The 26,172-nt window shown below is 71.3% G+C and carries 23 protein-coding genes; 7 read left to right on the top strand and 16 right to left on the bottom strand.

Annotated features, from left to right (window positions below):
• Positions 1 to 126: 126 nt before the first annotated feature.
• The 6 genes from ACFC1K_RS08695 to ACFC1K_RS08720 form a co-directional block, all read right to left on the bottom strand.
• The gene (locus ACFC1K_RS08695; RefSeq protein WP_375871306.1) at positions 127 to 1,257 is read right to left on the bottom strand and encodes a glycosyltransferase; all 1,131 of its coding nucleotides are present in this window, start codon (positions 1,255 to 1,257) and stop codon (positions 127 to 129) included.
• A 3-nt stretch (positions 1,258 to 1,260) separates the two neighbouring features.
• Positions 1,261 to 2,739 carry an LCP family protein gene (locus ACFC1K_RS08700; protein ID WP_375871307.1) on the bottom strand — a complete coding sequence of 493 codons (1,479 nt, stop codon included), beginning with the start codon at positions 2,737 to 2,739 and terminating at the stop codon, positions 1,261 to 1,263.
• Complete coding sequence (gene purE / locus ACFC1K_RS08705) at positions 2,736 to 3,203, bottom strand: 5-(carboxyamino)imidazole ribonucleotide mutase (protein WP_310290043.1); 468 nt, start codon at positions 3,201 to 3,203, stop codon at positions 2,736 to 2,738. Before purE ends, ACFC1K_RS08700 begins: the two co-directional genes overlap by 4 nt.
• 106 nt (positions 3,204 to 3,309) lie before the next feature.
• A complete protein-coding gene (locus ACFC1K_RS08710) occupies positions 3,310 to 4,446 on the bottom strand; it encodes a 5-(carboxyamino)imidazole ribonucleotide synthase (RefSeq protein ID WP_310289311.1) in 1,137 nt (378 codons plus the stop codon).
• 63 nt (positions 4,447 to 4,509) lie between these two features.
• On the bottom strand, positions 4,510 to 5,094 hold the full coding sequence (locus ACFC1K_RS08715; RefSeq protein WP_375871308.1) for a PH domain-containing protein: 585 nt from the start codon (positions 5,092 to 5,094) through the stop codon (positions 4,510 to 4,512).
• Between the two features lie 71 nt (positions 5,095 to 5,165).
• Entirely contained in the window at positions 5,166 to 5,975 is an 810-nt protein-coding gene (locus ACFC1K_RS08720) for a biotin--[acetyl-CoA-carboxylase] ligase (protein ID WP_375871309.1), read from the bottom strand.
• A gap of 119 nt (positions 5,976 to 6,094) precedes the next feature.
• Between ACFC1K_RS08720 and ACFC1K_RS08725 the strand changes: the two genes are divergently transcribed.
• Positions 6,095 to 7,702 (top strand): acyl-CoA carboxylase subunit beta, encoded by a 1,608-nt coding sequence (locus ACFC1K_RS08725; protein ID WP_310289305.1) that lies wholly within the window; start codon positions 6,095 to 6,097, stop codon positions 7,700 to 7,702.
• Positions 7,699 to 7,950, top strand: coding sequence for an acyl-CoA carboxylase subunit epsilon (locus ACFC1K_RS08730; protein ID WP_375871310.1), 252 nt, complete (start codon positions 7,699 to 7,701; stop codon positions 7,948 to 7,950). Before ACFC1K_RS08725 ends, ACFC1K_RS08730 begins: the two co-directional genes overlap by 4 nt.
• A gap of 425 nt (positions 7,951 to 8,375) precedes the next feature.
• Here the strand turns inward: ACFC1K_RS08730 and ACFC1K_RS08735 are convergent, their stop codons facing one another.
• The 4 genes from ACFC1K_RS08735 to ACFC1K_RS08750 are packed head-to-tail and all read right to left on the bottom strand — an operon-like array spanning position 8,376 to position 12,834.
• Positions 8,376 to 9,494 carry a hypothetical protein gene (locus tag ACFC1K_RS08735; RefSeq protein WP_375871311.1) on the bottom strand — a complete coding sequence of 373 codons (1,119 nt, stop codon included), beginning with the start codon at positions 9,492 to 9,494 and terminating at the stop codon, positions 8,376 to 8,378.
• Positions 9,491 to 10,741, bottom strand: coding sequence for an ATP-binding protein (locus ACFC1K_RS08740; RefSeq protein WP_310289300.1), 1,251 nt, complete (start codon positions 10,739 to 10,741; stop codon positions 9,491 to 9,493). The genes ACFC1K_RS08735 and ACFC1K_RS08740 overlap by 4 nt, the downstream gene beginning before the upstream one ends.
• Positions 10,731 to 11,408, bottom strand: coding sequence for a response regulator transcription factor (locus ACFC1K_RS08745; RefSeq protein WP_310289299.1), 678 nt, complete (start codon positions 11,406 to 11,408; stop codon positions 10,731 to 10,733). The genes ACFC1K_RS08740 and ACFC1K_RS08745 overlap by 11 nt, the downstream gene beginning before the upstream one ends.
• A 22-nt stretch (positions 11,409 to 11,430) precedes the next feature.
• Positions 11,431 to 12,834 (bottom strand): class I SAM-dependent RNA methyltransferase, encoded by a 1,404-nt coding sequence (locus ACFC1K_RS08750; RefSeq protein ID WP_375871312.1) that lies wholly within the window; start codon positions 12,832 to 12,834, stop codon positions 11,431 to 11,433.
• 37 nt (positions 12,835 to 12,871) lie between these two features.
• Between ACFC1K_RS08750 and ACFC1K_RS08755 the strand changes: the two genes are divergently transcribed.
• The 3 genes from ACFC1K_RS08755 (at position 12,872) to ACFC1K_RS08765 (ending at position 15,991) form a co-directional block, all read left to right on the top strand.
• A complete protein-coding gene (locus ACFC1K_RS08755; protein ID WP_375871313.1) occupies positions 12,872 to 13,579 on the top strand; it encodes a Maf family protein in 708 nt (235 codons plus the stop codon).
• 95 nt (positions 13,580 to 13,674) lie between these two features.
• Complete coding sequence (locus ACFC1K_RS08760) at positions 13,675 to 15,441, top strand: acetyl/propionyl/methylcrotonyl-CoA carboxylase subunit alpha (RefSeq protein WP_375871314.1); 1,767 nt, start codon at positions 13,675 to 13,677, stop codon at positions 15,439 to 15,441.
• A 334-nt stretch (positions 15,442 to 15,775) separates the two neighbouring features.
• On the top strand, positions 15,776 to 15,991 hold the full coding sequence (locus ACFC1K_RS08765; RefSeq protein WP_375871315.1) for a hypothetical protein: 216 nt from the start codon (positions 15,776 to 15,778) through the stop codon (positions 15,989 to 15,991).
• A gap of 125 nt (positions 15,992 to 16,116) precedes the next feature.
• Here the strand turns inward: ACFC1K_RS08765 and ACFC1K_RS08770 are convergent, their stop codons facing one another.
• Positions 16,117 to 17,574, bottom strand: a complete 1,458-nt coding sequence (locus ACFC1K_RS08770; RefSeq protein WP_375871316.1) for an NAD(P)H-quinone dehydrogenase — start codon at positions 17,572 to 17,574, stop codon at positions 16,117 to 16,119.
• A gap of 102 nt (positions 17,575 to 17,676) precedes the next feature.
• Here ACFC1K_RS08770 and ACFC1K_RS08775 point away from each other — a divergent pair, with 102 nt between their 5' ends.
• Positions 17,677 to 18,510, top strand: coding sequence for a purine-nucleoside phosphorylase (locus tag ACFC1K_RS08775; RefSeq protein ID WP_310289291.1), 834 nt, complete (start codon positions 17,677 to 17,679; stop codon positions 18,508 to 18,510).
• Positions 18,511 to 18,590: 80 nt separating this feature from the next.
• Positions 18,591 to 20,738 (top strand): phospho-sugar mutase, encoded by a 2,148-nt coding sequence (locus ACFC1K_RS08780; RefSeq protein ID WP_375871317.1) that lies wholly within the window; start codon positions 18,591 to 18,593, stop codon positions 20,736 to 20,738.
• A gap of 54 nt (positions 20,739 to 20,792) precedes the next feature.
• Here ACFC1K_RS08780 and ACFC1K_RS08785 read toward each other — a convergent pair whose 3' ends face one another.
• The 5 genes from ACFC1K_RS08785 to ACFC1K_RS08805 all read right to left on the bottom strand — a co-directional run bounded on the left by ACFC1K_RS08785 (position 20,793) and on the right by ACFC1K_RS08805 (position 26,044).
• On the bottom strand, positions 20,793 to 21,728 hold the full coding sequence (locus tag ACFC1K_RS08785) for an ATP-binding cassette domain-containing protein (RefSeq protein ID WP_375871318.1): 936 nt from the start codon (positions 21,726 to 21,728) through the stop codon (positions 20,793 to 20,795).
• On the bottom strand, positions 21,725 to 22,546 hold the full coding sequence (locus ACFC1K_RS08790) for an ABC transporter ATP-binding protein (protein ID WP_375871319.1): 822 nt from the start codon (positions 22,544 to 22,546) through the stop codon (positions 21,725 to 21,727). The genes ACFC1K_RS08785 and ACFC1K_RS08790 overlap by 4 nt, the downstream gene beginning before the upstream one ends.
• A complete protein-coding gene (locus ACFC1K_RS08795; protein WP_375871320.1) occupies positions 22,543 to 23,418 on the bottom strand; it encodes an ABC transporter permease in 876 nt (291 codons plus the stop codon). Before ACFC1K_RS08795 ends, ACFC1K_RS08790 begins: the two co-directional genes overlap by 4 nt.
• On the bottom strand, positions 23,415 to 24,374 hold the full coding sequence (locus ACFC1K_RS08800) for an ABC transporter permease (RefSeq protein WP_045300989.1): 960 nt from the start codon (positions 24,372 to 24,374) through the stop codon (positions 23,415 to 23,417). The genes ACFC1K_RS08795 and ACFC1K_RS08800 overlap by 4 nt, the downstream gene beginning before the upstream one ends.
• 104 nt (positions 24,375 to 24,478) lie before the next feature.
• Positions 24,479 to 26,044: an ABC transporter substrate-binding protein gene (locus ACFC1K_RS08805; RefSeq protein WP_375871321.1), complete on the bottom strand. Its 1,566-nt coding sequence runs from the start codon at positions 26,042 to 26,044 to the stop codon at positions 24,479 to 24,481.
• Between the last annotated feature and the right edge of the window lie 128 nt (positions 26,045 to 26,172).

Raw genomic sequence — 26,172 nt, forward strand, 5'->3', positions numbered from 1 at the left:
GTCGCGCAGGCGCGCGACGCTCCCCCCTGTAACCTGCAGCCACGTGACCAGTGTGACGCATGAGTCAGATGGTACCGGGAAGCCTCGCCGAAGGAATAGGCCGATCCGCGCGGTTAATCCGCTCCGCTAGAGCTCCGCGTGCAGCATCCACACCTTGTCGGCGGCCTCGCGCCAGGAGAACGCGCGACCGCGATCCCCCGCGAGCACGCCGAGACGCTCGGCGGCGGCGGTCGACCCGAGTCCCGACGCCAACGCCGCGCCGAGCGCGTCTGCGAGGCTCGCAGCATCCGTTCCCGAAACCAGCTCTCCCCCGTCGAACACGACCTCGTCGTGCACCGCTGACGAAGCCGCGATCACGGGCACGCCGAGGGTCAGGGCATCGACCACGCGCCACGGGAACGCCGCTCTGCGCGAGGGCGCCACGAACGCGACCGCCGCGCCGAACACCGCGGCCCGGTCGGAGGTGTCCAGAACCCCCCGCACGTGCAGCGCCCGCTCCGGAAGCCCCGCCGCAGAAGCGAGGTCCGCCACCGCCGGCTCGTGGCCCTCCTCGACGTCGATCACGACGACAGGAAGATCGATACCGGATGCCGCGACCGCAGCGAGTCCGGCATCTATTCCCTCCGAGCCCAGCGGACCACCCGCGAGCAGCACATAGCCTTCCGGCACGCCCAGCGCCCGACGGCGTCCGACCTCATCCGTCGGCACGGCGAACCCGAGCGGAGCCGCCCCGGCGATCACGCGCACCCGGTCCCGCAGCCCCGGCGCGATCTCCAGCAGTCGCGCTGCCAGCGAGTGCGTCGGCACCACCAGGGCGTCCGCATGCTTCACCGCGCGCTTCAGCATCGCCTTGTGCCAGGCCACCACCGCTCGGGGCAGCTCCGAGGGCGACTCCCACGGCCGGAGGTCCCAGACCGTGACGACGGCCTGATCGTGGTTGTGCACCCGATCGTGGCGCACGAGCGGCGCGAACAGAGACGGCGAATGGATCATGCCACCGCCGATCCCCGTGCCCACGCCCAGCTGCAGCGCAGCCGCGAGCTCGCGTCGCGGGAGGGCCGTGCGGCGCACGCCGGCCAGACCCGGCACCGAGTCCAGCGCGCCTTCGACCCCGCCGGCGGGAGCGATCGCCTCGACCTCGCAGCCCGACGGCGCTCCGAGCACCAGCGCCCGCGCGAGCTCGCGCGACGCCTCGACCAACTCAGGCTCGGAAGGCGCTACCAGCTGATCCAGCATGACGCGCAGCGTGGCGACCATCGATCAGCCCGCCGGAGTCGGGGTCGGCGGGTGGAGCGTCGTCTGCACCAGCTGTGCGATGTACGCCCAGTCGGGGCTGAACTCGTCGATGCCACCGGCGGGCGTCAGCTCGAGCGTCTGCACCGGCTCCTCCTTCGCCTTGACCGCGAGGTCGACGAGCGTCGGGATCAGCGATTGCGGCAGGTCCGTCTCCACGATGTCGGCGCCGGCGGCCGCGACGTCCTGGAAGCGCGTCAGAACGACCTGAGGCGTGAACTGGGCGAGGATCGCCTCCTGCAGCTCGCGCTGGCGCCGCATGCGGTCGAAGTCGCTCGTCGTGTAGCGCGAGCGCGCGTACCACTGCGCGGTGTCGCCGTCCATGTGCTGCTGGCCGGCCTCGATCCAGCCGGTCGCCCATGCGTCGACGTTGTGCGGATCGACGCCCTCGGGCGGGCCGCCCTTCGGCAGCCGCTCGACGACGTTGATGTCGACCCCGCCGAGCGCGTCGACCAGCGACGCGAACCCGTGCATGTCGACGAAGACGTAGTACGGGATCTTGATCCCGAGGATGCCCTCGGCCGCGTCCTTTGTGGCCTCGATGGCCGGCGTCGAGCCCTGGGCCTCAGCATCCGGATACAGTCCGACCCCGCGGTCTTCGCGACACTGCTCGACCGCATTGGTCAGCTGGTTGATCCCGCTCCCCCAGCCGCAGGTGGGGTCGCCGTGCCCTTCGAAGCCGTTGGGGTACTCGTCCTGCATCGGCCCCTCGGCGAACGGGAAGTTGGGCATGTCACGGGGGATGCCGGTGATCGTGGTCGCACCGGTCGAGGCGTTCACCGAGACCACCGAGATGCTGTCGAACCTCATCGAGTCCCGGCCTTCACCGCTGTCGGCGCCGAGCAGGAGGATGTTGTAGTAGCCGTCGTCGGGGGGAACCGTCGGACCGCTCGCCCCGAAGATCGAGCTGATCGTGCTGCGCACGGCGCCGACGGCGTTCGAGGCATAGACCGCGGTTCCGCTCGCGACCACGAGAAGCCCGACGCCCACCAGCGCGATGGCGAACCGCGCGATGCCCCCGGTCTTGACCAGCCGCACCAGGCGCAGCGTATCGATCGTGAGCACGATCCACAGCACCGCGTAGGCGAGCAGCAGTCCCTGCGCGATCAGCAGCGGCAGCGGGCGCAGCAGCCCGAGCCAGTCGGGAAGCCACGCGCTCGTCACGATGCTCAGCCCCGCCGTCGGCGCCAGCAGGCCGAACAGCAGCCCGATGACGAGCAGCACCCACATCACCAGCGTCGCGGCGATGCCGAATCGGCCGAGCTTGCGGTTGCCCGCGAGCACCTGCGCAGAACCCGGGATCAGGAAGTTGAGCCCGACCAGCCACCACCCGCGGCGCGTCATCACGGCGCGGGATGAGGCATCCGGATTCCTCATCGGGCGCTCCTCGACGACACCCGGACCTGACGGGCGGGCGTTGAGGCGGGGCGCGCTCATTACGCTCACAGCGACTCCTTGAGCCGCCGGTTCTTCTGCTCGACCTGCGCTTCGAGATCGCGGGCGTAGGCCTCGACGCGGTCCGCGATGTCGGCGTCCGCGCTGCCGAGGATGCGTGCGGCGAGGAGGCCGGCGTTCTTCGCGCCGTTGATGGAGACGGTCGCGACCGGGATGCCGGCCGGCATCTGCACGATGCTGAGCAGCGAGTCCATGCCGTCAAGGGTCGCGAGCTGCACCGGCACTCCGACAACCGGGAGGGCGGTGAGGGATGCCAGCATGCCGGGGAGGTGCGCCGCGCCTCCGGCGCCGGCGACGATGACGCGCAGCCCGCGCGCCCGCGCCTCACGTCCGTAGCGGACGAGCTTGTCGACCGTGCGGTGCGCCGAGACGACCTCGACCTCGTGCGGGATGCCGAAGTCGGTGAGCGCCTGAGAGGCGTCGCTCATGACCCGCCAGTCGGAGTCGGAGCCCATGACGACGCCGACGAGCGGCGCCTCGGAGGAATGAAGGGGCGCAGTCACTCGTCAAGGGTAGGGGTCGTGGCTGGAAACTCCCCGCAACGGCGCGCTTCCGAGGACGTCAGTCCAGGAAGAAGGATGCTGCGGCCCTGGCCTGGTACGCCACGTCATCGAGTTCATCGCCCACGACGTTGACGTGCCCGACCTTGCGGCCGGGGCGCGGTGCCTTGCCGTAGGTGTGGACCTTCGCCTGGGGGTGCTCGTCCATCGCCGCGGCGAACCGGGCGTCGAGGGACTCCTCGACCGGACCACCGAGGATGTTGACCATCACGGCCCATCCCGCGACCGGATCGGTGTCGCCCAGCGGCAGGTCGAGGACGGCGCGGAGGTGCTGCTCGAACTGGCTCGTCACGGCGCCGTCCTGGCTCCAGTGGCCGCTGTTGTGCGGGCGCATCGCCAGCTCGTTCACGAGAAGCCGCTCGTCGGTGGTCTCGAACAGCTCCACCGCCAGCATCCCGGTCACCCCGAGCCCCTCGGCGATCGAGACGCCGATGCCTGCGGCCACCTGCTGCAGGCGGTCACTGGAGTGCGGGGCCGGTGCGATCACCTCGGCGCACACGCCGTCGCGCTGCACGGTCTCGACGACCGGGTAGGCGCGGACCGCGCCCGAGGGCCGGCGGGCGACCTGCTGCGCGAGTTCGCGCGTGAAGTCGACGAGCTCCTCGACGAGGAGGGCGCCGCCGTGCGCGTCCTCGGCGAGGGTGGCGAACCAGTCGTCGGCCTCGGTGCCCGCCGACACGACCCGCACGCCCTTGCCGTCGTAGCCGCCGCGCGGCGTCTTCACGACGGCGCGGCCGCCGTGATCGTCGATGAAGGCCTGCAGCTCGTCGGCGTTCGTGACGGCGGCCCAGTCGGGCTGCGGCATCCCGAGCTCCTGGAGGCGCGCGCGCATGACGAGCTTGTCCTGGGCGAACTTCAGCGCGTCGGGGCCGGGGTGCACGGAGATGCCCTCGCCGACGAGGGTCGCCAGCACGTCCTGCGGCACGTGCTCGTGGTCGAAGGTGACGACGTCGACGTCGCGCGCGAAGGCGAGCACGGTGGCGGCATCGCGATAGTCGCCGACGGCGGTCGCGGCGAGCGATGCCGACATCCCCTCGTCCTCGGCGAGCACCCGGATCTCGACCCCGAGCTCGACCGCCGGCGCGATCATCATGCGGGCCAGCTGCCCACCCCCGACGACTCCGACTCGCAGCGCCATGCCATTCCCTCTCGTAAGCCTCCCTCCATCATCCCGCACCCGCGGGACGACGAACGCGCCGGGTCAGACCTGCGGCAGCGGAGGCCTCGGAGGAACGGCAGGCTGCGGCCCGGGGGGAAGCGGCTGGGCGTCGCGGTGCGCGAGGATCTGGTTCACCTCGACCTGGTCGACGAGCGCTTCGTGCACGAGCTCGGCGCTCGGGATGTTCGCGAGCCGCAACGGCTCGTCGACACCGTTCGTCAGCGTGATCGTTCCAGCGCCCCACATGCGCTGCAGCAGGCCGCGGTGCACCTTGAGGGTGTACCCGCGGACGTGCGCCAGCTCACGGCGTTTGACCGAGAAGACCCCGCGGCGCTCCATCACGCGCCGCGTCGTGATCGTGTACACGTGCCCCGCCCAGGCGAGATACGGCAGCACGACGAGCAGCAGCACCACGAGCGCGGCGCCGGCCAGCAGCATCCAATTCTCGAAAGGTGCCGGCAGATTCCCATAGAAGTAGCCGACGGCGCCGGCGACGACCATCAGCACCAGCGCCGACCAGGTGAGCCGCCGGGCGTGCGCACGAAAGCGCGCGACGAGCAGCTCCGGTGTGGGCGCACCGGGGGCGGGCGTCAGCGGCCTGCCGCCGTAGCTCGTCGGCTGCGTCATGTCCCCCATTGTGCGGTGCGGGGCTGACAGTCCGGTGCGCACCCGCCGTTTTGCGTCATGCCGGCTCAGCGTTATGCGAGGCGGCTCCGCACGTGCACCACGTCTCCGGCCGAGACGACGCTCTCGAACTCGGCATCCTGCACGACGACCAGGCGCCCGTCGGGATCGATCCGCTGCGCACGGCCCCACAGCGTCTCGCCGTTGGGCAGCGACACCGCGACGTCGCTTCCGAGCGTGCTGCAGAGCGACTCGACCTCGCCGAGCACGCCCGATGCAGCGGCGTCGCCGCCGGCCGCGCCGAGCGCCTTCAGCTGCTCGTCGAGAGCGCCGAGGTAATCGGCGAGGAGGCGGTCGTCGTCGCACACCAGTCCTGCGGCGGCGAACGAGGTCGCCGTCGCCACGGGGAGGTCGACGGCCGCCATCCGCGTGTTGACGCCGGAGCCGATCACGACGACGTCGGGATGCCCCGGCACCACCTCCGCGAGGATCCCGCAGATCTTCGACCCGTCGAGGAGCACGTCGTTCGGCCACTTGAGCGTCGCGCTGTGCACCGTGGCGACCAGCTGCGCGGCGATCGCGCGGGTCATCGCCGCGCCCGCGATGAGCGGGATCCACCCGCGGGCCGCGACCGGAAGGGCCGAGGCGTCGACCGCCACCGACACCGCGAGCGCCGATCCGGGCGGCGTGACCCACGTGCGGTCGAGGCGCCCGCGACCGGCTCGCTGATCGTTCGTGAGCAGCAGCGACAGGTGCGGCCATTCATGCGGCGCGTCGATGACGTGCCGGATGACGTCGGCATTGGTCGAGTCCGTGGACTCGACGACCTGGACGCGCGGACTCACGGCGGCGGTGAGCGGGAACCCCTCGGACGAGAACGTCATGCCGCTCACGCTACGCCTCTCGCCGGACTCGCGCCCGCCGGTTCCCTCCGACGACGAACAGCGGATGCCGCTCCCCCTTGTGCGAACCCTCCAACAGATCGACGGGGCCCGCCGATAGGGTGGAATCCGTGACTCAAGCGCCAGAGCAGCCCGACCTGTCGACGACCGCCGGCAAGATCGCCGACCTCCGCGCACGCTTCCAGGAGGCCGTCCTCGATCCCGAGGAGGTCGCCAAGGAGAAGCAGCACGCGAAGGGCAAGGGCACCGCGCGGGAGCGCATCGAGATGCTGCTCGACACCGGCAGCTTCGTCGAGCTCGACGAGTACGTCCGCCACCGCACCACCGCCTTCGGCATGGACCGCTCGCGCCCCTACGGCGACTCGGTCGTCACCGGCGTCGGCACGATCCACGGCCGCACCGTCGCGGTGTACTCGCAGGACTTCTCGACCTTCGGCGGCTCGCTCGGCGAGGTCGCCGGCGAGAAGATCATCAAGGTCATGGAGTTCGCCCTCCGCAGCGGCATCCCCATCGTGGGCATCCTCGACTCCGGCGGCGCGCGCATCCAGGAGGGCGTCGTCGCCCTCGGCAAGTACGGCGAGATCTTCCGCCTCAACACCCGCGCATCGGGCGTCATCCCCCAGATCTCGATCATCATGGGCCCGGCCGCGGGTGGCGCGGTCTACTCCCCCGCCCTCACCGACTTCGTCGTGATGGTCGACAAGACCAGCCAGATGTTCGTCACCGGCCCCGACGTCATCAAGACCGTGACCGGCGAGGACGTCGGCATGGAGGAGCTCGGCGGCGCGCACACGCACAACACCCGCTCGGGTGTCGCTCACTACCTCGCCGAGGACGAGGACGACGCGATCGACTACGTGCGGTCGATGCTCGGATTCCTCCCCGACAACAACATGGCGGAGCTGCCGGTCTACGAGACGGGCTTCGAGTTCGAGACGACGGATGCCGACCGCGCGCTGAACGCCGTCATCCCCGACTCGCCGAACCAGCCCTACGACATCCACCAGGTGATCCGCGGCATCGTCGACGCCGAGGACTTCCTCGAGGTGCAGCCCCTGTTTGCGCCGAACATCGTCATCGGCTTCGGCCGCGTCGAGGGCCGCTCGGTCGGCATCATCGCCAACCAGCCCTCGCAGATGGCCGGCACCCTCAACATCGAGGCCGGCGAGAAGGCGAGCCGCTTCGTGCGCTTCTGCGATGCGTTCTCGATCCCGATCGTGACCCTCGTCGACGTGCCGGGCTACCTCCCCGGCACCGATCAGGAGTGGACGGGTGTCATCCGCCGCGGCGCCAAACTTCTCTACGCCTACGCCGAGGCGACCGTGCCACTGGTCACCGTGATCCTCCGCAAGGCCTACGGCGGTGCCTACATCGTGATGGGCTCGAAGCAGCTCGGCGCCGACGTGAACCTCGCGTGGCCGACGGCCGAGATCGCCGTCATGGGCGGCCAGGGTGCCGTCAACATCCTGTACCGCGGCGAGATCAAGAAGGCGGAGGAGAACGGCGAAGACGTCGCCGCCGTCCGCACGCGCCTCGCGAACGAGTACACCTACAACGTGGCCTCACCGTTCCTCGCCGCCGAGCGCGGCGAGCTCGACGGCATCATCGAGCCGGCCGCGACCCGCGTCTCGATCGCCAAGGCCCTCCGCGCCCTCCGCGGCAAGCGCGCGAGCCTGCCGCCCAAGAAGCACGGGAACATCCCGCTGTGAGCCCCGCAGACGAGGGCATGGAGGCGGATGCTGCGCCCCAGGGCCCGACCATCGAGGTCCTCCGTGGCGCGCCCACCGAGGTGGAACTCGCCGCGCTCATCGCCGTCGTGAGCGAGGCGTACACCGGTGAAGCCGCCGAGGCCGTCGCCGACGACCGCCAGAGCCGCACCGGCTGGCAGCTCTCGCAGCGCACGCTGCGGCACCCGCTTGATCGCGACCTCGGCTGGGGCCGATTCGGGAGCGCCTGACCGTGGACGCCGTCCGCGCAGGGTTTATGGACCCGGTCCACGGCGCGACGGCTTTGTCCCCCGAAATACCTACAGACACACCCCTTGCAACCCCGAGATACTTGTCTCGCTGGAACGCTTCTGCGTTCGGTCGATCCGGCACCGCTTAGCGGATGCCCCGGATCCGGCCATGCGGATGGTTTTCGGGTAACCTTCCGCGCAGGCGAGGGGCGGGCGGCTTCGCCGCCCCTCGCCTCCTTCATTTCCCGCTCTCCGCCAGGAATCCCCTCCCCCTTTCCGGCGGGGAGCGAGTCTGCCTCCCGGAGGGCGCCGTTCAGTCGTCCGCGGGCACGCCGGGTCGCCGCTGGGGCCACCGACCGGACGCCCCGCCCGGCGCGCCGGCGCCGCGCGAAGCGCCGTGGGGACCCTGTGTCGAGAAGTGAGGGTCAGGCCCTGCCCGGGTGCGGGATCTCGCGCCACAGGTCGACGGAGTCCTCGTCGCTGGGCCCACCCATGGAGGGCGAGCGCCCTACGACCGTGACCGCGACGCGCTCGTCGGGCGACGTGCGGATGTAGAGGCGGTCCGAGCTCGCCGAGCGCAGGGTCTCGGCCAACTGCGCGCGGATGATGCCGAGGGTCTCATCGTCGACGTCGTCGAGTCCACCCTCGTCGAGCACGGTGACGTTGGCGCCGCGGCGGCGTGCCCGCTCGAGTTCGGCGCGCACCTCGTCGTCGAGCAGGCGCGGACCGCGCATCTCGTCGCGCAGCCGGCCCTCGGCGATGCGCGCCTCCAGGCGGTCCGCCTCGGTGAGCACGCCCGCGTGGGCCACCGTGCGCGTGAGCACGGGGCCGGCGACCGCGAGCGCCCGCTGCACCTGCACGCGCCGCTCGCGCTGGCGGACCACCTGCGACGTCTGCCATCCCGTCGCGGCGCGTTGCAGCCTTGTGAGCCGCGAGGTGTCGCGCGCGGCGCGGTCCATCGAGAACACCAGCAGCTGGGCGCATGTCACCCAGACGATCGAGCCGACGAGCCCGAGCGCGAGCGCGTTGAGCGGACCCATCCAGAGGAACGAAGCGATCGTGAGGAGGACGATGCCCGCCCACGCCGTCCAGGGACGACGGCGCACCATCACGATGGTCATGAGAGCACCGATCCCCCCGAGGTACCACGTCGCGAACGAGACGGTGCGAGCCGTCTCGCCGACCGCGATCGGGATGGCGTTCGGCACGATCACCGCGCAGGCGAGCGCGAGGATCTGGGCCGTCACCGGCAGCGGCAACGGGCCGCGGATGCCTTCGCCGGCAGGGTGCGGCGCCGCCTGCGCCTCGAGACTCTCGAGCGACTCGTCGTCGGTCGAGCCGTCCGTGCGAGGGGCCGGACTCGAGCGACGCGATGACGGCTGCCAGAAGATGCACAGCCAGGTCACCGCGAGGTAGATCCCGACGGAGATGACGATGATGAGCGGCTGCGGGATGGGCCGCCCGGTCCACAGCAGCCCTCGTGCGGCGAAGTAAGCGGTGAAGGCGACGCCGAGCACGGTGAGGACGTTCTTGACGCTGATCATGCCGACGGCTCCCGCCAGATGAGCCGCACGACGGTGCCGTGGGGTCCTGACTCCAGCTCGGCGCGCCCGCCCACCGCGGCTACCCGCGCGATGATCGACGCGCGGATGCCCAAGCGGTCATCGGGGACGGCGTCCAGGTCGAACCCCTCCCCCGCATCGTGGACCTCGACGCGCACCGTTCCATATGCCGCATGCAGCACGACGCCCAGCCCGGCACCGCCGGCGTGCTGGACCGCGTTGGCGATCGCCTGCGTCGCGGCCAGCGCGATCGCGCGGGCCACGCGTCCGGGGATGGACGGGGCGTCCGGGTCGATCTCCCGCTGCACGTCGACGCTGACCCCCAGCTCGTCGGCAGCCTGGGCGATCTCCTCGGACAGCACGGCCGGCGCCCACGGCTCGTCGGGCCCCTCGTGCTCGTCCTGTTCGGTGTTGGCCAGTCGGGTGAGCGCCTCCCGTGCCATGGTCGCCGCCAGCGTGCGTTCCCGGGGCGTCGTCGCCCGCTCCGCGGCGATCAGAGCGGCCAGCACGCTGTCATGCATGAGCGCCGCCACCGCGACGCGTTCCTGCTCGGCGGCGTCGGCGGCGGCCGCCTTCGCGTACGAGGAGACGGCCTGCGCCCGGGTCTTGTCGACGTTCACGGCCACCGATCGGAACAGCCACCCCAGCGTCAGGATGATGCCGCCCAGGATGAGCGCGAAGCTCACGTCGAGGATCACGACGGGCCAGTAGAGCGGCTCGAGACCGACCTGGATCATCCGGACGACACCGAACAGCAGGGGCAGGGCGATCGTGAACGCGATCTGGAGCGGGAACGGGAAGGCGAGCACGGCCGCCAACGTCGCGAGGTTGAGCAGGTACCAGATCCACGGCTCGTCGGTGGTCGGAGCTTCGACGCCCGCCGTGGCGATCGGCCACGCGAGGAGGACGAGGACGTAGACGATCGCGAAGACGCCTGCGGCCGGACGCACACCGCGGCCCACCACGCACGCGAGCACCATCACGCCGAGCGCGCCGAACACGACGACCATGAGCGGCACGTGCCACCCCGGGCGTTCCGGGGCGGGCCCCAGGGCGCTCAGGAACGACTGGAGTCCGAGGATCAGCGAGCCGAACCCGCCGGCGACGAGTGAGATGATGCGCTCGACGCGGGACCGTGTGAACGACCCGATCCCTGCCGTCGTCTGCGGCGAGTGCGGGATCTGTCCCCACGCGGTGTCGAGCACGCCGGTCTGCGCGTCAACGGCCACGCGTGGCGTCTCCCGGGTCCGCCGAGGGCTCGACGAGGATCCCGTCCTCGACGGCGCGGTGCAGCAGATCGATCTTCGTCGGCGCGGGCCTGCCGACCTCGACGTACTTGACGCGGATGCGCGTGATGTTCTCCTTCGCCGTCGAGTACGCGACCCCGAGGCGATCGGCGACGACCTTGAGCGGCAGCCCCGCGGCGTAGAGGCGCAGCACGTCGCGCTCGCGCGCCGACAGCTGCGCATCGGCGAAGGCGCGGTCGCCCTCGACGGCACTGGCCCACTCGACGTTGTTGAGCGGCTCGCCGCGTGCGACCGTGCGGACCGCCGCGATGACGTCGCCGATCGGCGAGGACTTGCTGACGACGCCGGCGGCACCGGCGGAGAGCGCCTCCCGAACGGCCGCCGGCCGGTCGGCGACGCTGTGGATGATGACGCTCGAACCGTCGAGCACGAGGCGCCGCACGTTCTCGGTCACCGTGGTGCCGTCGCCGAGCGTCAGGTCGAGCACGACGACGTCGGCGGGGGCCTGACGCTCGTACGCACGCCAGTCGACGTACTCCGTGACGGTGCTGCCCGAGAAGGCGACGCTCATCATCTCGGCGCGCGCGCACGCAGCCTCGAGGCCGAGCCGGACCGACTCGTGATCATCGATGAAGGCCACCCGCGTCATTCCGCCAGCCTAGCGACGAGTGTCACCTGCGCGTGAGAACCGCCACGGCTTCGACGTGGTGCGAATTCGGAAAAAGGTCCAGGCCATCGACACTTGCGACCTCGTACCCGCCGGCACGGAAGGTCGCGATGTCGCGTGCGAGGGCGACCGGGTCGCACGCGACGTAGACGACGGTCGAGGGGGCGAGGGACGTGAGATGGTCGACGACCTCGCGGCCTGCTCCCGAGCGAGGCGGGTCGAGCAGGACGACCCCACGCGACAGCCGCTCGCGTTCGGGGACGGATGCCTCGGCCGCGAGCCGCGCGAGCCACCGGTCGACGCGCCCGGTCTCGGCGCGAGCGCCGACCCACTCGGCGAGGTTCTCCCCCGCATGCTCGGTCGCTCGTGCGTCGGACTCGACGCTCGTCACGCGGGTCGAGGATCCGCCCAGGTCGCCGAGCGTCGCCGCGAAGAGGCCGACGCCGCCGTAGAGGTCCAGGTGCCAGGCGTCGGGGTCGACGGCGGCGGCATCGCCGGGGAGCGCGCCGAGCGCTGCGGCGACGGTGGTGGTGAGGGTGTGCGCCGCGAGACGGTGGACCTGCCAGAAGCCGCCGGCATCGACGCGGAAGTCGCGGCCGCCGACGCTCTCGAGGACGATCTCGGGAGCGGGCGGCTTGCGATGCCTGGCGGCGGCCGGCCGAGCACCGCGTCCGCGGCGACCCGCAGCTGGGCCCACGCGGCCGGAGGCTCCGCGCGACGCGCCAGCGGCGTGTGGAGTGGCCGTGGGGACCGGCTTCTCCGGCCGCGGGAGCACACGGACGCGACCGTCCGCGGGCTGGACGAGGTCGATGCGCCCGGCCTCACTGCCGGCGAGGGCGAGCGCGGCACGCTCGACGGCAGGCGTGGCGAGGGGCAGGTCCTCGAGCGGGATCACCCGGTGGCTGCGCGCGGCGTACTGGCCGACGTTGCCGTCCGCGTCGACGTGCAGGCTCACTCGGGTGCGCCACCCGGTGCCGTCGACGGACTCGCCGTCGGCCTCGGCGCCATCCGGGGCGGGCACCGGTGCGACGCCGCTCATCGTGGCGACCGGGTCGTCGATGCCGCCGAACCGCTGCAGCGCGTCGCGCAGCACCTCGAGCTTGAGCGCACGCTGGTGCTCGAGCGCGATGTGGCCGAAGTCGGCGCCGCCGGGCCGCTGCTCCGGCGGGATGTCGACATCGGCTTGGCGCCATACGTGCAGCTGCCGGTGCGGCGATGCGTCGAGCACCTCGAGCGTCTCGCCGCGCCAGAACGACTTCTTCCCGGTGTCGGTGAGGCGCACGCGCACGCGCTCCCCCGGGATCGTGTCGGGCACGAACACGACGCGGCCTTCGTGCCGGGCGACGAAGACGCCGCCGTGGGCGACGCCCGTGATGTCGAGATCGAGGAGGTCGCCGGTTTCACTCACCCGACGAGCCTACGTCCCCGCCCCGTACTGTGAGGGGATGCGCGTCTGCCTCGCCTCGACCTCGCCCGCCCGGCTCATGCTGCTCGGGCAGTTCGGCATCCGTCCGCTGACCCTCGCCCCCGACGTGGACGAAGAGGCGGTCATCGCGGCGGTCGAGGCGGCCGAGGCCCGCACGCTCGCGCCCGATGAGCACGTCCTGCTGCTCGCGCGGCGCAAGGCGGCGGACGTCGCGGCGCGGCTGCGCGACGACATCCCCGACTTCGACGGCATCGTGATCGGCGGCGACTCGATGTTCGAGCTCGACGGCGAGGTGCTCGGCAAGCCCTACACGCCCGAGAACGCCGCCGCCCGCTGGCGCGCGATGCGCGGGCGCACCGGCGTGCTGCACTCCGGCCACGCCGTCGTCCGCATCGCGCCCGGCGAACCCCCGCGCGAGGTGCACGCGACGGCCGCAGCATCCGTCTCCTTCGTGGCGGACGTGACGGATGCCGAGATCGACGCGTACGTCGCGACCGGCGAGCCCCTGCACGTGGCGGGCGCGTTCACGGTCGACAGCCTCGGCGGCGCGTTCATCGAACGGGTCGAGGGCGATCCGTCCACGGTCGTCGGCATGTCGGTGTCGACGCTGCGGCAGCTCGTTCGCGAGGTGGGCGTGGAGTGGACGTCGCTGTGGAACACGTCCGATTCATCGCTCGAGCGGCCCGAGGTCGGCGAGAAGTCGTTCGTCGAAGACGGGGCGCAGTGAGGGCGCTCCCTTTGTCGTAGGAATCCCACGTTTCTCGTCGGTTCTTGTACGAACCGCTCAAAAGCCCTCGGGATGCCGTCGGTAGGCTGGCACTCATGCCTCAGATCGCCAAGGTTCTCGTTGCCAACCGCGGCGAGATCGCCGTCCGCGTCATCCGCGCCGCCCGCGACGCCGGGAAGGCGTCGGTCGCCGTCTACGCCGACCAGGACCGCGACGCCATGCACTCGCGCCTCGCCGACGAGGCGTACGCGCTCGAGGGCGCGACGAGCGCCGACACGTACCTGTCGATCGAGAAGATCCTCTCCGTCGCGCGGCGCTCCGGCGCCGACGCGGTGCACCCCGGCTACGGCTTCCTCGCCGAGAACGCCGACTTCGCCCGCGCCGTCATCGCGGCGGGCCTCGTCTGGATCGGGCCGTCGCCCGAGGCGATCGAGGCCCTCGGTGACAAGGTGACCGCCCGCGCGGTCGCCGAGAAGGTGGGCGCGCCGCTCGCCCCCGGCACCCCCGGCCCCGTGGCCGGCGCCGACGAGGTCGTCGCGTTCGCCGAAGAGGTGGGTCTGCCCATCGCGATCAAGGCCGCATATGGCGGCGGCGGACGCGGCCTCAAGGTCGCCCGCACGATCGATGAGGTGCCCGAGCTGTTCGAGTCGGCGACCCGCGAGGCGATCACCGCCTTCGGTCGCGGCGAGTGCTTCGTCGAGAAGTACCTCGACAAGCCGCGTCACGTCGAGACGCAGTGCCTCGCGGATGCCGCCGGCAATGTCGTCGTCATCTCGACGCGCGACTGCTCGCTCCAGCGCCGGCACCAGAAGCTCGTCGAGGAGGCCCCCGCGCCGTTCCTCAGCGACGAGCAGAACAAGACCCTGTACGAGGCGTCGAAGGCCATCCTCAAGGAGGTCGGCTACGTCGGCGCGGGCACCTGCGAGTTCCTGATCGGCGCCGACGGCACGATCTCGTTCCTCGAGGTCAACACGCGTCTGCAGGTCGAGCACCCGGTCTCGGAAGAGGTCACCGGCATCGACCTCGTGCGCGAGCAGTTCCGCCTCGCCGAGGGCGAGGAGCTCGGGTACGACGACCCGAAGCCCGAAGGCCACTCGATCGAGTTCCGCATCAACGGCGAGGACCCCGGCCGCGGCTTCCTCCCCCAGCCCGGGCCGATCCACGTGTTCAAGACGTTCGGCGGCCCCGGCATCCGACTCGACTCCGGCGTCACCGCCGGCGACAGCGTGTCGGGTGCGTTCGACTCGCTGCTCGCGAAGATCATCGTCACGGGCCGCGACCGCGCCGAGGCGCTCGAGCGCTCGCGCCGCGCGCTGGACGAGTTCGAGGTCTCGGGCCTGCCGACCGTCCTGCCCTTCCATCGCGCCGTCGTGCGGGATCCCGCGTTCACCGCGGAGGACGGCCGCTTCGGCGTCTTCACCCGGTGGATCGAGACCGAGTTCGTCAACGACATCGCCCCGTGGGACGGCGAGCTCAGCGAGCCCACCCCCGCCGAGGCGCGGCACACGGTCGTCGTCGAGGTCGCCGGCAGGCGTCTCGAGGTAAGCCTGCCCGACCGCGTCGTCGCGCCCGTCGGCGTCGCCGGACGCCCCGCGGCCGTGCCGCCGTCACGTCGCTCGCACGCCCCCTCGGTCGTCGCGGGCGCCTCGGGCGACGCGGTGAAGTCGCCGATGCAGGCCACGGTCGTGAAGGTCGCCGTCGAGGAGGGCCAGCAGGTCGTCAAGGGCGACCTCGTCATCGTCCTCGAGGCGATGAAGATGGAGCAGCCCATCCAGGCCCACAAGGACGGCGTCATCGGCGCCATCAACGCCGACCCCGGCACGACCGTGTCGGCGGGCCACCAGCTCCTCACCATCTCCTGAGTGTGTGCGGATGCCTCGACCCGAGGCATCCGTCTCCTCCCCTGCGCGCTCACTCTCGTGGCGCGTGGCTTGAGGTGTCAAGACACCCGGAATGGTCTCGGCGCTCCCGCGTGTTGGGCCACCCGAAGGCGCGGCCCGGAATCGGGCCTGAGATTCGGGTGTCAAGACACGCGGAATGGTTTCGGCGCTCCCGCGTGTTGCGCCACACGAGTGGGTGTCGCCCGGCAGCACACCAGTGCAGGATGAACGGATGGATGCCCCCACCGGCGATGCGCCCGAGGTGTCGGCGCTCGCGATCAACGTCGTGATCCCGCCGGAGCTGCGCTAGACGGATGTGCGCCGCGGCGAGGAGTTCGAGCTGCAGTCGCTCACCGTGCGCCTGCTGCCCGACCACTCGGTCGCGGTGAAGGCCTACGGCCGCCCTGTCGCTGGCGGGCGCGGCGCGTACGTGTCGTTCGCGATGCCCGACCGTCCGGAGCTGCGGGCGCTGGTCGACGCCGCCGCGAACCGCGCCGCGGACCTCTGGCGCGGCAACACCGGCCTCGGCTGACGCCGGGACGACGGGATGCTGCGGGCCGCGGCATCCGTTCACATCACGTGATCTCGCCGAGCGCACACGTCATGCGCGCGAACAACGTGTGCCCTCGGTGAGAGCACACGATGCGGACGAGCGCGTCAGCCGCCGTAGACGTTGTGGTCGACGACGTGCATCGCGCGCGAGGCATCCGTGATGCTGCCCGACAGCGACGGGTAGACCGCGAAGACGCGGGAGACCTGGTCGACCGTCAGGCGGCGCTCGACGGCGATCGCGATCGGGTAGATGAGCTCGGAGGCGCGGGGGCCGACGATGACGCCGCCGATGACGGTGCCGCTGCCCTCGCGGGCGATGATCTTGACGAAGCCGTCCTTGATGCCCATCATCTTGGCGCGCGGGTTGGCCGCCAGGGGCAGCTTGTGGACGACGCCGTTGATGTGGCCGTCCTCGATGTCGTTCTCCTGCCAGCCGACGGTGGCGATCTCGGGGGCGGTGAAGATGTTCGAGGTGATGCGGCGGCGCTCGAGCGGGATCACGACGTCGCCGAGCGCGTGGAAGACGGCGGTGCGGCCCTGCATCGAGGCGACGGAGGCGAGCGGTACGAACGTGGTGCAGTCGCCGGCGGCGTAGATGTTCGGCACCGAGGTGCGCGCGACGCGGTTGACCTGGATGTGGCCGGACTCGGTCATCTGGACGCCGGCCTCCTCGAGACCGATGCCCTTCGTGTTCGGGATCGAGCCGACCGCCATGAGGCAGTGGCTGCCCTCGACGGTGCGGCCGTCCGACAGGGTCACGACGACGCCGTCGCCGGTGTTCTCGACCTTGTCGGCCCGCGACTTCGACAGCAGCTTCATGCCGCCGCGCTTGAAGACGCGTTCGAGCACGGCGGCCGCATCCTTGTCTTCACCGGGGAGCACCTGGTCGCGGCTCGACACCAGGGTCACCTTCGCGCCGAGGTTCATGTACGCGCCGGCGAACTCGGCGCCCGTGACGCCCGAGCCGACCACGATCAGGTGCTCGGGGAGCGCGGTCATGTTGTAGAGCTGCGTCCACGTGAGGATGCGCTCGCCGTCGGGCTTCGCGCTGGCGAGCTCCCGGGGTGACGCGCCCACCGAGACGACGAGCGTGTCGGCCTCGATGCGGTCGAAGTCGGTGCCGCCGGGGCCGGTGGACACCACGACGGCATTGTCGCCCTCGAGGCGGCCGTGGCCGGAGATGATGCGGACGCCCGCCTCGGCGAGCGACGCGCGCATGTCGTCGGACTGCTGACGGGCGAGCGTCAGGAGGCGCTTGTTGACGGCGGTGAGGTTGATGGCGATCTCGGGCTTCAGCGGCTTGCCGTCCTTGCCCTTGGCGAACAGCTGCACGCCGAGGTCGCCCGCGCCCGCGATCGCGACGGCCGCGTCGGCCGTCGCGATGAGCGACTTCGACGGGACCACATCGGTGATGACCGCCGAGCCGCCGATGCCGGCGCGCTCGACCACCGTCACCTCGGCTCCGAGCTGGGCGGCGGCCAGCGCCGCTTCGTAGCCTCCGGGTCCGCCGCCGAGGATGGCGACGGTCTGGGTGGTCTCGAAGCTGATCGACATGAATTCCATTCTCCCCTGCCGAGCGCCTCGCACACGACACCGCGACACTCCCGGGTGCGCCTCGATGCGGCTCCGCTGGCCCTCGTCGCCGTCCGTTCCTAAAGTGGTCCCATGTCAGACACCACCGGCAATCCTCTCGACGACCCCACGGCCGACCCGTTCGCGGTGGCCGCCGCCGCCGCGGAGGACATCGCCCGCATCACCGGCGTCGAGCGTCACGACATCGCGCTCACGCTCGGCAGCGGCTGGGGAAAGGCCGCGGAGCTCCTCGGTGAGACCACCTCGACCTTCCCCGCCACTCAGGTGACCGGCTTCAGCGCCCCGGCTCTCACCGGCCACGCCGGGACCCTCCGCAGCGTCGTCACGCCCAAGGGCCGCCGCGTTCTCGTGATCGGCGCCCGCACCCACTACTACGAGGGGTACGGCGTCCGCCGCGTGGTGCACAGTGTGCGCACCGCCGCCGCCGCCGGCGTGCAGACGATGGTGCTCACGAACGGCGCCGGCGGCATCAAGAACACCTGGCACCCGGGGCGCCCGGTTCTGATCAGCGACCACATCAACCTGACGGGCGACACCCCGCTCGAGGGCGCGACCTTCATCGATCTCACCGACCTGTATTCGCGGCGACTTCGCGACCTCGCGCGATCCATCGACGCGAGCCTCGATGAGGGCGTGTACACGCAGTTCCGCGGACCGCAGTACGAGACGCCGGCCGAAGTGCAGATGGTCAAGTCGTTCGGCGGGCACATCGTCGGCATGTCCACTGCGCTCGAGGCGATCGCCGCGCGGCAGGCCGGCATGGAGATCCTCGGCTTCTCGCTCATCACGAACATGGCCGCGGGCATCCAGAAGCACCCGCTCAGCCACGAGGAGGTGCTCGAGGCCGGCCGCAACGCCGAGCCCGTCATCTCGTCGCTGCTGGCCCGCGTGATCGGGGCGCTGTGAACGGCGGGGAGGTGAACGGCGGGCAGGTCCCTACGCCCCCTCCACACGGCGCTGGCGCGCCGCGCGGAGCCTCCGGGCGCGTGGGCCCAGCTGCCGCCGACGTCCTCGCGCGGGCACACGCATGGGTCGCACAGGACCCCGACGGCGAGACCCGCGCCGAGCTGCGCGCGCTGATCGAGGCCGCAGAGTCGGGCAATCCCGCCGCGGTCGAAGACCTCGAGGACCGATTCTCGGCGCGCCTCGCCTTCGGGACGGCGGGACTGCGCGGCGCGCTGGGCGCCGGCAGCAACCGCATGAACCGCGTGCTCGTGGCACAGGCGGCCGCGGGACTCGCGGCGTACGTGCGCGAGCAGGCCGGGCTTCCGCCGGTCGGCGTCGACGCCGGCTCGCACGAGGACGATGCGGCTGCAGCTGCGGGCCACGACAGCGCGGCGGACGACGGGATCGCGGTCGCGCCGGCGCAGCTCGACGACGAGCCCGCTCCCGAGGACGACGCACCCGAGGCAGGAGCCGACGACGCTGAGGCGCCTGCGGACACCGCCACCGCCGACGCCGACGCCGCGGATCTCGGCGACGTCGACTCCCCCGCCTCAGGCGACGAGAGCGCCGACGTCACGGACGACGGCGTGGCCGAGGCTGGACCCACGCGCCCCGAGGCTCCGCGCGCGCCAGCGCCGCGTGGAGAGGGCGTGGGGACCGCTCCGGACGAACTCGCGGAGCCGTCCGCGCCCGAGCTCACCGAGACCCCCTCGGCCGACGCGCTCGAGGCGGAGGGGCCCGAGGTGCCCGGAATCCTCGACGACGCCCCGATCGTCGTCATCGGCTACGACGGGCGGCGCAACTCCGATGTGTTCGCCCGCGATTCGGCCGAGATCTTCGCCGGAGCGGGGCTCCGCGCGATCCTCATGCCGCGGCTGCTGCCGACGCCGGTGCTCGCGTTCGCCGTGCGCCACTTCGGTGCGGCGGCCGGCGTCATGGTCACGGCGAGCCACAACCCGCCCGACGACAACGGCTACAAGGTGTACCTGGGCGGTGACGACGACGGCTCGCAGATCGTGTCGCCCGCCGACGCCGACATCGCCGCGCACATCGCGCGCGTGGCGGAGGCCGGCGACATCAGCACTGTGCCGCGGTCGCTCGGGTTCGAGCTGGCCACCGAGAGCGTCGTCGACGAGTACGTCGCCGCGACCGCCGCCGTCGCGCCCGCTCCCGCGGGGGCCGACGGCCTCACGTGGGTGTACACGGCGATGCACGGGGTCGGCTGGGAGACGCTGTCGCGCATCCTCGAGACCGCGGGCTACCCCGCCCCGGTCCCGGTCTCGGCCCAGCTCGAGCCCGACGGCGCCTTCCCGACCGTCGCGTTCCCGAATCCCGAGGAGCCCGGCGCGATGGACCTCGCGTTCGAGGCCGCGCGCGAGGCGGGCGCCGAGCTCGTCATCGCCAACGACCCCGACGCCGACCGCCTGGCCGTCGCGCTTCCCGACGAGTCCGCAGAGGGCGGCTGGCGCCGCCTCACGGGCAACGAGATCGGCCTGCTGCTCGGCTGGCGCGCCGGCCGGCTCGCGACCGCCGACGGAGCCGCCCCTGCCTCGGCGGACGGCACCGTCGCCTCGCTCGCATGCTCGCTGGTGTCGTCCCCCGGCCTCGAGGCGGTCGCGCAGCATTACGGGCTCGACTTCCACGCGACGCTCACCGGCTTCAAGTGGATCTCGCGCGCGCCCGGCATCATCTTCGGCTTCGAGGAGGCGCTCGGCTACCTCGTGAACCCCGGGACCGTCCGCGACAAGGACGGCATCTCAGCCGCCGTCGCGATGCTGGGCATGGTGTCGGAGGCCCGCGGACGCGGGGCGACGCTGGCGGATCTGCTGACCGAGTTCGACGAGCAGTTCGGGGCGTTCGCGAGCGACCAGGTCTCGATCCGCGTCGAGGACGTGTCGCAGATCGCCCGGATCATGGCGGCGCTGCGGGAGCGGCACCCGTCGTCCGTCGGCGACGTCGCGGTCGACCGCATCGACGATCTGCTCGACGGCGTCGACGACCTGCCCCCGGGCGACGTGCTGCGCCTCTGGCTCGCCGACGGCTCGCGCGTCATCGTGCGCCCGAGCGGCACCGAGCCCAAGCTCAAGCTGTACCTCGACGTGCGCGGCGAGTCGCGCGAGGATGCGGCCGCGCGCATCGCGGCCCTCGCCGACGGCGCCCGCGCTCTGCTCGCCGAGTACGGCGGCTGACACGACGATGAGAGGACGGATGCCGCGGCTCGCGGCATCCGTCCTCTGCTCGTCTCAGCGGAGCACGAAGTGGCCTGGTGCGACCTCGGCGAGCGCGGTGCCGTCAGGCTCGAGGCCGACGGGCTCGGGGCGCGTGGAGATGCGCTCGAGGCGGCGGCGAGCCTGCGCCGGATCGGTCGACAGCGCCGCGTCGAGCAGGTGCCGCGTGTACGGGTGCTGCGGTGACGCGAAGACCTCCGCGGTGGGGCCGAGTTCGACGATGCGCCCGCGGTTCATGACGGCGGTTCGCGTGGCGATCTCTCGCACGACCGACAGGTCGTGCGAGATGAACAGGTAGGTGAGCTCGAGCTCGCGCTGCAGCCGCAGCAGGAGGTCGGTCACCTGCGCCTGGATCGACATGTCGAGCGCCGACAACGGCTCGTCGCAGACCACGAAGCCCGGCCGCACAGCGATCGCGCGGGCGATCACGATGCGCTGGCGCTGACCGCCCGAGAACGCGCGCGGGCGACGGTTCACGGCATCCCCGTCGATCCCCACGGCGGCGAGGGCCTCGATGGCGCGAGACCGCGGATCGGAGTCGGGGGCGAGCACGGTCAGCGGCTCCATGACGTTCTGGAGGGCCGTCCGGTGCGGGTTGAGGGACGAGAACGGGTCCTGGAAGATCACCTGCATCGAGCGGTGGTACGGCGCGCGCTTCGCGCGGGGAAGCCCCGTGAGGTCGACGCCCTCGTACGTGACCGTGCCGCTCGTGGGCTCGTCCATCTGCAGGATGCAGCGCCCGAGCGTGGACTTGCCGCTGCCGGACTCCCCCACGAGCGCCAGCGTCTCACCGCGGCGGATGGTCAGGTCGATCCCGTCGACGGCGCGCGTCGTGCCGACGGTGCGTCCCCAGGCGTTGCGCTGCGGGAACGTCTTGACGAGTCCCTGCACCTCGACGAGGTCGGTCCTGCGCGCGCTCCCCGGTTCCTGAGCCTGCCGAACGACGCTCATCCCTCACCTCCCTGGTCGGCCGCCGCGCCGAGCTCAGCGGGAGCGTCGGGCGCAGCATCCAACAGCTCCTTCGTGTACGGATGCTGCGGCTCGCGGAAGACGCGATCCACGCTGCCCGATTCGACGATGCGGCCGTCCTTCATCACGAGCACGTCGTCGCAGACGGCGGCGACCACGCCCAGGTCGTGCGTGACGATGAGCACGGTGAGCGACCGCTCGGCCTGCAGGGTGCGCAGGAGGGCGAGGATCTGGGCCTGGATCGTGGCGTCGAGCGCCGTCGTCGGCTCGTCGGCGAGGAGCAGCTCGGGCTGCGCGAGCAGAGCCATCGCGATCATCGCCCGCTGGCGCATGCCGCCCGAGAGCTCGTGCGGGTACCGCGACAGCACCCGATCGGGCTCGGGGATGCGCACGGCGGCGAGCGCCTCGCGGGCGAGGGCGGTCGCCTGGCGCCTGCCCACCTTCTGGAACCGCTGCGCCACCTCGGTGAGGTGCGCGCCGATCCGCACGAGCGGGTTGAACGAGGTCATCGGGTCCTGGAAGACCATGGCCGCAGGCAGCCGCCGGCGCGAGGACGTGACGTCCTCTCCGTCGAGGAGCACGCGGCGCCACTCGCGGTTCGCACCGTCGGGGAGGATCCCCATGAGTGCCCGCAGCAGCATCGTCTTGCCCGAGCCCGACTCGCCGACGATGCCCACCACGCGCCCACGCGGGACGTCGAACGAGACATCGTCGAGCACGGTCACGCGACCGCCCGTGCGTCCGGGCAGGTCGACGTCGAGCCCGTCGACGCTGAGCAGCACGTCGCTCGTCGATGTCATGACGCTCCTCCTTCGCTGACCGACTGACGCAGCGCGTCGCCCAGGACGTTGAACGACAGCACGGTGAGCAGGATCAGCACACCGGGGATGAGCGCGAGATACGGCGCGGTCTGGAGGCTTCCCTGCGCGCTCTCGAGAAGGCTCCCCCACGACGCCATCGGCGGCTGGATCCCCAGCCCAAGGAAGCTGAGCGCGGACTCGGTGAGGATCGCGGTCGAGATGCTCGCCGTCGCGGCGACGATGATCGTCGGCGCCGCGTCGGGCACGACGTGTCGCCACATCACGCGCTCGCGCCGCACGCCGATGTACCGCGCGTAGCGGACGAACGCCCGCTCACGCAGCGTGAGGGTCTCGGCGCGCACCAGGCGAGCCGTCGCCATCCACGAGAAGACGCCGATCACGAAGATGATCGTCCAGAGGCCCGGCTTGAGGAAGACGCTCGCGACGATCACGAGCACCATCCACGGGATGGACGAGAGGAAATCGACGAACCGCATGAGGGCGTCGTCGACGCGTCCGCCGGCGTACCCGGCGATGAGCCCGACCATGACGCCGATGGCGGTCGCCGCGGCCATCGCGAGGATGCCCACGGTCAGCGAGATGCGGGCGCCGTAGACGACCCGCGAGAAGTAGTCGCGGCCGAGCTCGTCGGTGCCGAACCAGTGCGCGGCGCTCGGCGGCTGCCAGCGGATCGCGAGGTCGGTGGTCGACGGGTCGAGGGGCAGCAGCGGTGCGAGGAGCGCGACCAGCCCCACGACGACCAGGAACGCGATCGCGAGCAGTGCAGAGACCGAGCGGAACGAGCGCGTCCTGTGCACGAGCGTGGTCGCGTCGACGACCGCCGCGACGTTGGGGGTGGTGGTCGTGGTCATGAGCCCGCTCCGATCCGGATGCGCGGGTCGACGACGACGTACAGCACGTCGGCGATGAGGTTGCCGACGATCACGAGCACCGCCGACAGCAGCAGCACCGCGAGCACGACCGGGTAGTCGAGGCTGCGGGTCGCCGTGAGGAAGTAGGGGCCGATCCCCGGCCAGCCGAAGATCGACTCGGTCACGATGGCACCGGTGACGAGGATCGGCAGTGCGAGGCCGAGCTGCGTGATGATCGGCAGCATCACGTTGCGGCCGACGTGGCGTGTGAGCACCTGGCGCCGCGAGGCGCCGAACCCGCGCTGCACGAGCACGTAGTCCTGCGAGAACTGGCTGATCGTCGCCGACCGCACGTACCGCGCGAGCTCGGGGAAGAACGCGACCACGAGCACCAGGAACGGCATGACGAAGTGCATGAGGAAGTCGACGGGATCCCCCTGCTTGCCGACGGAGTGCATGCCGATGATCGGGAACCACCGCAGCTGGTACCCGAAGACGTAGATCACGAGCAGTGCGAACCAGAACGACGGCGTCGCGATGCCGATGCCCGCGAGGCCGTCGATGGCCTTGTCGACGACGGTGCCCCGGCGCGAGCCCGCGATGAGGCCGAGCACCACCGCGAGCAGCAGCGCCGCGAGGTACGCGGGAGCCACGAGCATGATCGTGTTGGGGATGCGCGCGGCCAGCTCCTCTGCGATCGAATGCCGGCTCGCGAGCGAGTAGCCGAAGTCGCCCTGCAGGACGTTGGCGAGCCACAGGCCGTACTGCACCACGATGGGCTGGTCGAGGCCGTACCGCTCGCGCATGGCGGCCTTGGTCTCTTCCGACATCTGCGGTGTCGTGATGGTGTCGACCACGTCGTACGGCGCCGCGTGCAGCAGCGCGAAGACGACGAACGTCACGAGCAGCAGCATCGGCACGACCTGCAGCAGGCGGCGGAGGATGTAGACCGCCATCGTTCTCCTTTCAGAGCTGTGCCAAGTGGATGCTGCGCCGCAGCGCCCCCCGGACACAGGACGACGTCACGGGCCCCGGTGTCGGGACCCGTGACGTCGGTGACTCACTGCTCGGTGAGGAGCCCGAAGTTCTCGAACGTGTAGATCGGGACCAGCTTGGCGTCCTCGACGCCGCCGATCCGCGGGTTCACGGCGAGGATCTTGAGGTTGTCGGCGAGCGGGAAGACCACCGCGTCCTCGGCGATCTGCGCCTGCAGGTCGGCGTAGATCGCCTTGCGGGCCTCGGGATCGAGCTCGACCGCGCCCTGGTCGAACAGTGCGTCCGTGGCCGGGTTCGAGTACGAGAAGTAGTTCGCCGAGGCGCCCGTGCGGTACAGCAGGCTGTACGCGTCGGGGTCCTGACCCATGATGTAGCCGCCGAGGAACGCGTCGTACTGCGAGTCGGCGCCCTTCTGGATCTCCTCGAAGACCGCGGCGGGCTCGATGCCCGCGAGCTCCACCGTGATGCCGGCGTCCTTCAGCTGCTGCTGGATGAGGGTCGCTTCGGTCTTCTGCGCGGGGTCGGCCCCGGCGTACGCGAGGGTGAAGCTGAGGTCGGAGACGCCGGCCTCCTCGAGGAGGGCTGCCGAGGCATCCGCGTCCTGTTCGTACTTCTCGACGTCCTCGGTCGCGAACGCGTTGCTCGGCGGAAGGATCGTGTAGGCGTTCTCGTAGTAGTCGTCGCTGAGGAACGCGGCCGTATTGATGTCGTCGCGGCTCAGGGCGAAGAAGATCGCCTGGCGCACCTTCGGGTCGGTGAGCTTCGCGGCGTTGAGGCCCAGGTAGGCCACGCGGCCCTCGGCGTAGGGGTAGACGTTCAGGCCCGCGCCCTCGAGCTCGGCGATCGCGTCGGGCGTGGCGAACGATGCGTCGACCTCACCCGTCTGCAGGGCCGTCTTGGTCGTGTTCGCGTCCGACACGATGCGCAGCGTCAGCTCGGGGATCTTCGGCGCCTCGCCGTAGTAGTTCTCGTTCGCCTCGAAAGTGAGGTACTGACCGCGCTCGTACTCGGTGAGCTTGTAGGGGCCGGAACCGACCGCGAGCGGGTCGAGCTCGGTCACCGAGAAGTCGGTGACGTCGCCGTACACGTGCTCGGGGATGATGTACGTCTCGGTCGCGATGTTGCTGAGGGCCGCGGCGCTCACGCTCGGCAGGTGGAAGACCACGGTGCGCTCGTCGGTCGCCTCGGCCGTGATGGGCTGGTCGCCCACGTACAGCAGGTCGGCGTTGCCGTTCTCGCGGACGGCCTTGTTGGTGTACGTGAAGACGACGTCATCAGCCGTGAGGGGCTCGCCGTCGGACCACTTCAGGCCGTCCTTCAGCGTGACGGTGACCGAGAGGCCGTCGTCGGCGGGCTCGATGGACTCGGCCAGCTCGTTGACGACGGTACCGTCGCCCTCGACCCGCGCGAGCGGCGAGTAGACGATGTTCGTGACGGTCAGACCCCAGCGGTCGCTGACGTTGATCGGGTTGAGCGACGACGGGTCGCTCGCGATCGCGTAGGTGAGCTGGCCGGTGGCCTCGGCACCGGACGTCTCGGGTGCGGCATCGCCCTGCGCGCAGGCGGCCAGACCGATGGTCGCCGCCAGTGCCAGTGCGATGGGGGCGATCACTCGCCTCTTCGTCTTCATCTGTTTCGAGTCCTCTTCGCTGTGCATGCGCCGGAATGGACGCACCGTTCGAGCCTAGGCGGGGCTCCGGAGGCGAGGGCCGGGCGGGGCGAACAATTGCGAAGTATGACGACGCGCGGGCGCGCATG

It is taken from the genome of Microbacterium sp. NPDC056057 (assembly GCF_042266945.1).
GTDB classification, from domain to species: Bacteria; Actinomycetota; Actinomycetes; order Actinomycetales; family Microbacteriaceae; genus Microbacterium; species Microbacterium trichothecenolyticum_C.